This window comes from Verrucomicrobiota bacterium, from assembly GCA_016200005.1.
GTDB lineage: Bacteria > Verrucomicrobiota > Verrucomicrobiia > Limisphaerales > PALSA-1396 > PALSA-1396.
The window spans coordinates 1-9,155 of sequence record JACQFP010000059.1 but is presented as its reverse complement, the minus strand read 5'-3'; the positions used below and the strand labels follow the sequence as shown (position 1 = coordinate 9,155).

7 protein-coding genes and 1 tRNA gene are annotated in these 9,155 nt (G+C 56.2%); 6 read left to right on the top strand and 2 right to left on the bottom strand.

Annotated features, from left to right (window positions below):
* Nucleotides 1-383: 383 nt before the first annotated feature.
* Nucleotides 384-920, bottom strand: a complete 537-nt coding sequence (locus HY298_20185) for a hypothetical protein (GenBank protein MBI3852582.1) — start codon at nucleotides 918-920, stop codon at nucleotides 384-386.
* Between the two features lie 129 nt (nucleotides 921-1,049).
* Here HY298_20185 and HY298_20180 point away from each other — a divergent pair, with 129 nt between their 5' ends.
* The gene (locus HY298_20180) at nucleotides 1,050-1,739 is read left to right on the top strand and encodes a tyrosine-type recombinase/integrase (protein MBI3852581.1); all 690 of its coding nucleotides are present in this window, start codon (nucleotides 1,050-1,052) and stop codon (nucleotides 1,737-1,739) included.
* A gap of 1,423 nt (nucleotides 1,740-3,162) precedes the next feature.
* Here the strand turns inward: HY298_20180 and HY298_20175 are convergent.
* Nucleotides 3,163-4,638, bottom strand: a complete 1,476-nt coding sequence (locus HY298_20175) for a site-specific integrase (GenBank protein ID MBI3852580.1) — start codon at nucleotides 4,636-4,638, stop codon at nucleotides 3,163-3,165.
* 84 nt (nucleotides 4,639-4,722) lie between these two features.
* Here HY298_20175 and HY298_20170 point away from each other — a divergent pair.
* From HY298_20170 to HY298_20150, 5 genes are all read left to right on the top strand, one after another.
* A tRNA-Ser gene (locus tag HY298_20170) sits at nucleotides 4,723-4,812 on the top strand.
* Nucleotides 4,813-4,843: 31 nt separating this feature from the next.
* On the top strand, nucleotides 4,844-6,130 hold the full coding sequence (locus tag HY298_20165; protein MBI3852579.1) for a PQQ-binding-like beta-propeller repeat protein: 1,287 nt from the start codon (nucleotides 4,844-4,846) through the stop codon (nucleotides 6,128-6,130).
* Between the two features lie 78 nt (nucleotides 6,131-6,208).
* Nucleotides 6,209-7,711, top strand: coding sequence for an ABC transporter permease subunit (locus tag HY298_20160; protein MBI3852578.1), 1,503 nt, complete (start codon nucleotides 6,209-6,211; stop codon nucleotides 7,709-7,711).
* Complete coding sequence (locus HY298_20155; protein ID MBI3852577.1) at nucleotides 7,698-8,450, top strand: amino acid ABC transporter ATP-binding protein; 753 nt, start codon at nucleotides 7,698-7,700, stop codon at nucleotides 8,448-8,450. Before HY298_20160 ends, HY298_20155 begins: the two co-directional genes overlap by 14 nt.
* Nucleotides 8,451-8,636: 186 nt before the next feature.
* Nucleotides 8,637-8,942 (top strand): hypothetical protein, encoded by a 306-nt coding sequence (locus HY298_20150; protein ID MBI3852576.1) that lies wholly within the window; start codon nucleotides 8,637-8,639, stop codon nucleotides 8,940-8,942.
* Nucleotides 8,943-9,155: the final 213 nt, after the last annotated feature.

Here is a 9,155-nt window from a genome sequence, read left to right as displayed (position 1 = left end):
TTCCATAGGTGTCCTGAGGGTTGTGCCGCCATCGTGTGATGGCAGCAGGTTTTTTTGTCCCCCTCAGGATGCCTTTTTTCCACCCCCCGCCGTCCACAACTTTTGGAAATTTCTCCAACTGGCCAACCCGTGACCCCTCACGCGCAGCAGTCAATCGATGACCGCACGGTGGGTCACGGACTGTACGAACCATGGTGCCCGGATTTCCCGTCTGCGGGGAATTTTGTGGGGACACTCGTGCCGAACCGGCGACCGGATAGCAGGAAAGCCCTGATTTTATTCGGCTTTGACGCACTGGCCGAAGAGGCGGCCGACGCAAAGGGTGACTTTCACGATGCTCAGATTGGCGCAAAACAAAACGCTAAACAGTTGATTTCCATGCATTACGTGAACACAGAAAAATCGAGGCACCCATTAAAAACCATGACGATGGTCTTAAACCATGCCGGCTGTGGGGGAAATTGTGGGGATGAAAGGCGGACGTTATGGCCAGCTTGAGGCCACCAGGCACCTCGAAGTACTGGATGGGCAGAGGCCGCCGAAAGGATGGGACGCAGTTCGAATTTTCCACGGAGATTCTGGTGGAACCCGAAGGCGTTGCTCCCGAGGATCTGCCTCAGAGAAGGGCCGACAATAAAAAGCAGGCCAGGGAAATCGCTGACGACATTGAGGCCCGGGAAAGAGGGAGCATGAAGGAGGAAGAATTCGAGGCCCGGTTGAAGCATCGTGTCAGGAAGGTCCTCCAGCAGAACAGCAGTGTCCCGCCGGCTGTATTCCTGGTAGCCTGGGCTTGGGAACACGCCATCAGGAATCGGCTTTGCCCCAGAAGAGTGTTGAAGATCTGCAACCTGATCGGGGAACTCATAGAGCACTTTGGGCAGGTTGCCAGGAAAACCCTCCACGACGTGCTGGGCGAGCATTTCGACACGTTTGTTCTGAATCGCCGACTCGCTTCTTACGCACCCGGCACGGTCAACAACGATGTAATTTATCTCCAGTCGCTCGGAAAAGAGATAGAGCGAGTCACCGGCGTCAGCGTCGCCGGGGGCTTGGAACAGGAAGCGGCCGATACTGCAGAGCGGTTGCCCTTCGCCTTCGCGGAAGTCGTCCGAATTTTCGGAGCGCTCGAGATAATGGGTGAGCTGGCGCGCGAATGGACGACGTTCCTCCTGGTCATGCTCTACACTGCCATGCGGCCGGAAGATGCGGCCCGAGTCAAGCGCCGCGACATTGACCTGGAAAGGGGAACCATGAAGGTCAAGTCGTCAAAAACCGCCGGGTTCAACCGGAAGCGGGAGCCAAAACCAATGCATGACGGGTTGCTTTCTTACCTGAATGACATGCTCGCCGAAAAGGAATTGGCGCCGGACGACTACTTGTGTTTCAACCTCGCCCACAAGGCGGAAAAGCACCTTTCGCAAGAATTCTCCCGAATCCTCAAAGCAGCGGAGGTCGATAAGCTGAAAGCCAAGGGAGAAAACCGCCGCCACGAATTCAGCCAGAAGACGCTCTATTCCTTCCGGCACACGTCCAATGTTTGGTTTGGTGCCGCCGGCGCCAACGATGAGGAGCAGAAGACCGAACTGGGCGATAGCACAGACCAAGCCCTGAAGCATTATCAGCATGATAACGACCCCGAAGTGATCGCGGCCAGACGTAAAAAGATCAATCTAATGCCCCGTGTCCCGGTGGCGTGGAAGAACAACAACGGAAATTTGGTCGTTGCTGAAAATCAATGAGGTACTTTGTCAAATCCCTGCCGACGGATGAAGAATTCCGGGCCCTATTGGGCGGGGCAGCGAGGGTGGATCCGGAGTGGGTGACTGTCGTTAAACTTGCCTATCAAGCGGGTATCAAATCGTCCACTGGCCGCCACCTGGGGCCAGACGGCCTCGTTGAGGATTGGATTGCGCTTAAACCCCAGCTCAGCAATTGCACGCTGAGGAGAAGATTGTCAGAGGATGTGCTGCAGCATTTGCGCTCCTTGCCAAAGACGACTCCGTATTTCTGTCCGCGGTTGCACGCAATGGCCACCTGCACATTTCACAACGAGTGGAAAAAAGTTTGCAAAGAGGCGAATTACCGCATCCAGTTGATCGCTCTGACTTGGCACTATCGGGATACGCACAGAGATGAACTCCGCTGGGAGCGTGCGCAAGGTTACTTGGACGCGCTTGCCGAGAAATGGCTCTCTGGACCGGAAATCGAAAAACTCAGGGCTGACGCCAAGGAGTGGGCTCTTCGCCCGCCGAAAAATGGCAACCGCAACCGGCGTCGGACGAGGACCCAATTAGTAGTACTTCTCCGGTGACAACTCTGATGCGGAGTCGAAAACGTTCGGCTCGCGTCGCTACCACCCTGCTTCTTCGGCAGGAATCAATTTAGATCCAAGTTCAGTCACGCAGGGGGTCGTAAGAACCCCTTGCTCGGGTCGCATTCGTTCGCGTGAAAGAGGTCGCGCAGGTTTGGGCTTCTTTCGGCGAGCAGCGCCGTGACCGACAGCTATCCCTTTTAGATTCTGCGTACCACGCGAGGGGATGGTTTTTAGCCCCTGACATTCTTACCCTCTCTGCACAATCTCGCGTGGTTTCCGACACTGGGTAACTCTTGGCTTTGCAAACACCTGACGACGGAATCGAGTCTTTGTGCGTTCGAGCGATGATAGGCGTTGACCGCGCCATTGGAGCTTGGGTTTGAGCGCAGAACTGGTTTTGTTCGCAGTTCGGCAGGCTGGTTATACGTCTAATTGTTCTTCGAATACCGCTTTATTGCCGGAGGGATCGGGCGTTTCATAAAATGGCGGCCAAGCATAAAAACTTTATGACGACTAAAACTCTTGAAATTGCCGTGGAGGATGCTGGAGGTTCTGAATACCCAAACTGTTACGCGGCCATCCCGCCCAACGGGAAAGTGTGTCCGCACACAGGTCTGAGGCATACACACCTTTATACTATGCTCGCGGTCGGAGGAACGGCCAGGTCCCATGTCCGCGTGGTCAACCTGAGGGAGCCTGGAGCGAGAAAGGGCAAAACCCTTTTCCACGTGGGAGATTTCTTACGGCACCTCGATCGCCTGGCAGTCCAGCAGGGATCAGGCGGGAAACGCTCGCAGTGAAGGTTAGCAGTCGTTTTAGGTTCCACCCGGTAGTCATTCATCTCGCTTTCAGGCTGCTTTTTCCGCCTGCTTCGCCTGAATCTTGCCTTTGATTAGAACCAGCGTGGCTTTGGAAATCCTTTCGATGAATTCCTCTTTGAGCGATTCGCGGTCGGCAAATTCGTCAGGAAAAACTTCGCGATTCATCGCTTGCTTGGCACTCTCGTGGAACTTCTCCAGAGGCACAATCTGAACGTCCTCGTTGAGTTGTCCCCAAAAGACTTCCACCGGATTTTTCGACGCCCACCACGGATAACTGTATTTCGCCTTCGCCACTGCAACCGTCGCCTTCTCGGGCGTTGCGGTCGTTGAGACGTGACCGTTCTGCGTGCCATTCCCGTTGAGTTGAAGCGGGGGAACGTTTGATGCGGGTTCGGAAAATACAACCTTTTGCGCCATGTTTGCCGAATGCTGATCGCGCAAGTGACCGTAGGTTTTCATCGCCAGCGCGCCGCCGTCTTTGTGGCCAAGCCAGCGGCTGACGGTCGGAATGTCCACGCCGGATTCGATACAGCGGGTAGCAAACAAGTGCCGCAAGTCGTGATGGGTAAATCGAGCAATCCCCAATTTCTTGCAGGCCGTGTTGATCGCGCCTTGGCACTCCTGCACCCGCATGAGCGGAGTGGCCGAAAACTCCTTTTCACCTCGCTCGCTATTAATGCGATCAAGCAACCGCCGCATGTCGGGAATCATCGGCACTCGGCGAATCTCCCAATTCTTGGTGCCGGTCACGGGGTCGCCCAAAACCGTTATTTCAGCCTTCTCAAAACTGCAATGCTGGCCTTCAATGCGGGCCGCCTCGCCTTTCCGACACCCGCTGTAAGCGAGAAACTCAACGAGGTCGGCGCATTTCCTGCCCCATGCGCCGTCAGCTTTGCGAATGGTCGCAACCAGTTCAGGAAATTTGTCCTGGCTCGGCAGATGCAGGACTTTCTGGCGGATTTTTCTTCGCTTGATGTGGGTGCCGGGATTGTCGTATCGCGCTCCCGCTTCAACGGGAATGTCCAAGACCAATTTGAACGTGCCCACGGTGTTGTTAAACGCCGACGGGCTGGCGGTATTTCCAAACCGGGCAGCCCACGCGAGGCAATCGGCTTTGGAGATTTGGGCAACGTCGGTCTGGTCCAACTCCGGCCACGATTTCAGGAGCGCAGTAATGCGTTCTTCCCGAAAGGTCTTGCTTCGCTCCTTTAGCGAGTAGTCGCCCTTGAGACGTTCGCGGTAGGTTTCCAGCGCGGCGCCGAAAGTCATCTTGCCTCGCGCAACAGCTTTGTGCGCGTCAGCGCGTTTCCGTTCCTCCTTGTGAAAGTCACCCAGGCGCAATTTGGCGACGCTGATTCGGTCGGTCTTGAGGGATTTCCAAATCAGCTTGCCGCGCACGCGGATTCGGGCATAGTAGTTGCCTGATTGAACGTGGCGCACGAGATTGGCCACGGGCGTTTTTTGCCAACGCGGGTCTGTATTTTCGGATGAATTGCCATTCATGAATATAGTATAGAACCGCAGTATAGAAAACGCAACTTGAAAGATTGCTGAAAAGCAAATATACTCAATAAAATCAGGCTAAATGGAAGGGTGGCTGAGTGGTTGAAGGCACCTGACTCGAAATCAGGCGTAGGAGCAATCCTACCGGAGGTTCGAATCCTCTCCCTTCCGCCAACCTGAATCCTGACAACAACCCAAATCCATTATGCGCCGCCGTAGGAATTGCTTTGGTCTGGCCTTCCTGACTCTGGTCGCCGGCGTCTGTGCCGTCGCACAGAGCGATTCCAACTGGCCGCGCTGGCGCGGCCCGCACGACAATGGGAGCAATGAACTCGGCACCTACCCCGCCAAGTGGGATGCAACGACGAACCTGTTGTGGAAAGTGCCGTTGCCGGGCAAAGGTTGCTCCACGCCCATCGTCTGGAACAATCGCATCTACCTTACCGCGCCGGTGGACGGACAGGATGCAGTGCTCGCGTTCGATTGGTCGGGCAAACCGCTGTGGAGGATAACAGTTGGAGTCGAGAAGCCGGGCAAACATCGCAACGGTTCCGGTTGCAATTCCTCCCCGACCACCGATGGCCAGGGAATTTTTGTTTACTTCAAGAGCGGCAATCTTGCGAGGCTGGACCTCAACGGAAAACTGCGGTGGAAAGTCAACCTGCTGGAACGGTATGGCGAAGACACGCATTACTGGGATTACGGCACCTGCCCGGTTGTGACGGAGAAGGACGTGGTGGCGACGATGATGCACCACGGCGAATCCTATCTCGCTGCATTCAACAAGCTCACGGGCGAACTCCACTGGAAGGTGTCGCGCAACTACGCGACACCCGTCGAAGGCGACAACAGCTACGCCACGCCGATTCTCATCAAGCACAAAGGCAAGGAAGCATTGCTGGTCTGGGGCGCGGAACATCTGACCGCGCACGATGCCGCCGATGGAACAATTCTCTGGTCGTGTGGCGACTTCAACCCCGAAGCCAAAAGAAACTGGCCAACCGTCGGTTCGGCGGTGATCGCCGGTGACGTTGTTGTGGTTCCGTACGGTCGCGGAACCCGTTTGCGCGGAATCAAACTCGGCGGCAGCGGCGATGTCACCGCCACGCACCGGATTTGGAAAAGGGAAGACACGGGCACGTTTGTGCCAACGCCGGCTGAATACAAAGGCCGCGTCTATCTGGCGCGCGATCGCGGTGAAGTCGAGTGCCTTGATCCCGTCACCGGCAAGACGCTTTGGACCGGCGAATTGCCCAAGGGCAGTTCCAGTTTTTACTCTTCGCCGGCAGTCGCCGATGGGAAAATCTACGCCGCGCGTGAAGACGGGGTTGTGTTTGTCGCGCGCGTGGAAGGCAAGTTCGAAGTCCTCGCGGAGAAGGACATGGGCGAGCGCATCATCGCCTCACCGGTGCCGGTTGCGAACCGTCTCCTGCTTCGCGGCGAGAGACATTTGTTCTGCGTGGCGGCGGGCCGCGAGTCGGCGGGCAAGTGATTGGTGGCGGATCATTCGCCGCACCGGACCTCAGAAATTATTTTTGAATTCTTCAATTCGTGCTATGCTGCGACGTTAATGAGAAACGCAGCGCGTTTGTCACGCGTGGCTCTTTGCAGTTTGGTAGGAGTTCTCCTGCTGGCGAGCAGGCCCACCCGCCTTTTTGCCGCAGACACTCTGGAAACCATCAGGACTCGTGGCGAGTTGCTTTGGGGCGCGGACGCCGAAGGCGGCGCTCCTTACGTTTATCCTGACCCACAAAAGCCGGAGCGGCTCATCGGCTTCGAAGTGGAGCTGGCGGAAGCACTCGCCGCGAAGCTCGGGGTCAAAGCCCGGATGGTGCAAAACCAGTGGGATCAACTCATTCCCGCTCTCGAACGCGGCAACTTCGACATCGTTCTCAACGGACTCGAACTCACAATCGACAATCAGCAGCACATTGCGATGTCGCGGCCTTACTTTGTTTACGCGCAACAAATCGTTACTCGAAAAGAGACGGAGGGATTGACGCGTCTGGATGATCTCAAGAGCAAATCGGTGGGTGTGTTGTCAGGGACGGCGGCCCAGCGGCTCGTGGAAAAGATAAGCGGCGTGGACATCCGGATTTATCCGGGCAACGTCGAGAGTTTCCGCGACCTCAAAGCGCAGCGCATCGAAGCCGTGGTGCTCGACCTGCCCATCGCGCTTCATTACGCGAAGCCTGATTCCACGCTGAGATTTTCCGGCGACCCATTCGCACCCGGCTATTACGGCATCGGCGTGCGCAAACCGGATGTGACGTTGCTCGCAGCGATCAACCAAGCCATCGAAGAACTCGCGCAGGATCACACGTTGGAGCGCATTTACCGAGAATACGGCGTGTGGGACGAACGACAGATCGGTTTGAAGGATTACCAACCCGAGATCGTCGTCCAAAGAAAATCCATTTCGACCCTTCGCGAATGGCCGAAGTATCTGCCGCTGCTTCTGCGCGGAGCGGTGACGACAGTGGAGCTTTCTGTCCTCGGGATGACGCTTGCGATTGTCGTCGGCTTGATCGTGGTTCTGGTGCGGCTTTACGCGATTGCTCCGTTGCGTTGGTTCGCCAAGGCTTACGTCGAAATCTTTCGCGGCACGCCGCTGCTCATACAACTTTTCCTCATCTACTACGGCCTGCCGGAAATTGGGATCCGCTTGAACGCGTTCCTTGCGGGAATTCTAGGATTGGGTTTGAACTACGCCGCGAGCGAAGCCGAAAATTATCGCGCCGGCATCCAGGCGATTCCGCCCGGTCAGACGGAAGCCGCGCACGCGCTGGGGATGAGCCGCTGGCAGGCGTTGCGACGCGTGGTGTTGCCGCAAGCGTTGCGCCTTGTGATTCCACCCGTGACCAATGACTTCATTGCGATGTTCAAAGATTCGTCAATCGTTTCCGTCATCACGATGGTGGAACTGACCAAGGTTTATGGGATGCTGGCGATGTCCACCTACGATTACATCGGGCTGGGGTTGATGACTGCGGGGATTTATCTCGTCTTGAGCTATCCCGCCTCGATCTTCGCGAGGCGGCTTGAAAAGAAACTGTGCTATGATCGCCGTTGAACAACTCGTAAAATCCTACAACTCAAACCGCGTCCTGCACGGCATCGACCACGCGCAGGAACGCGGTGAGGCCGTGGTGCTCATCGGGCCAAGCGGTTGCGGCAAAAGCACCTTTCTCCGCTGCCTCAATCAACTTGAAATCGCCGACGCCGGCCGCATCACCATCGGCGACGTGACCATCGAGGGTGGACACGCACCGCGCACCAGCGAAGAACGCGAGCGCCAACGCCAGTTGCGAATCCGCGCGGGCATGGTGTTTCAACAGTTCAACCTGTTTCCGCACCTCACCGTGCTGCAAAACATCACCCAAGCGCCGACCGTGGTGAAGCGCGTGGCGCGACGTGACGCCGACACGCTTGCGCGTGAGTTGCTGTTGAAGGTCGGCCTCGAAGAAAAGGCCAATGCTTATCCCGCTCAACTATCCGGCGGACAACAGCAGCGCGTGGCCATCGCCCGCGCGCTGGCGATGGAACCGCAGGTCATGCTCTTTGACGAGCCGACCAGCGCGCTCGATCCGGAATTGCGCGAGGAGGTCTTGCGCGTGATGCGCCAGCTTGCCGAGGAAGGCATGACCATGATCGTCGTGACGCACGAAATGCAATTCGCACGCGACATGGCCGACCGCGTCGTCTTCTTCGACGCGGGCCGCGTCGCCGAATGCGGGCCGCCCGAACAGATTTTCTCTAATCCACAACACGCGCGCACCCGCGAGTTCCTGAGCAAGGTTACGACGCGTTGAAACAGAACGCGGAATTGTTTTCAGCAACCTTTCCGTTGTTGCTTTTCCTGGTTCAAAAAGAACCCGCAGCCTTTCAGAATCTCCCGACTGGACAAGCCTAAAGTCAGGATTTAAGGTTATGAACCTATGAAAGCGATAAACAAGACTCCAGTCGCTCATCCTATCTGTTAGACCAGTTCGCACATCATGATTACACTTCCAATCGCCTCTAGTTACAGACGCGCCATCTTCGACGCTTTAATATTGCAGGGCTTTCTCAGCATCTTTGCCATGTTGGTTTTGGACGGCGGACGTATTGCCCACACCACTGGCATTGCAGTGCTGGCGTTCTGGGCGGGAGCTGCACTTATCATCTTCCATCGTCCTAGATCACCGACGGAGTGGGATTTGTTCCTGATTCGTTTTGGTTTTCTTTCATTGTTAGTCGTGACCTTTGCCCTTGCCGAGTGGGTTTGGAGTTGGCACTGGGTCCGGAAGATTCGAGGTGTATGAACGAGACGGCGAACCAGCGCGCTCCAGCACCTATGAGGGTTGTCAACCGGCTGGCGAAGTTGAAATAAAAGTTGGCGGCGCAATTCTTTTTCTGTAAATTTGTTGAGCATCAAACTGAGGGCTAGGTTTGGCATTCCATGTTGAGGTAAACTTTTCCGGTTTCCCAGACTTCACTGGTTTCCTGGAGCAGGGCCGAGACGAGTCGGAGCAACG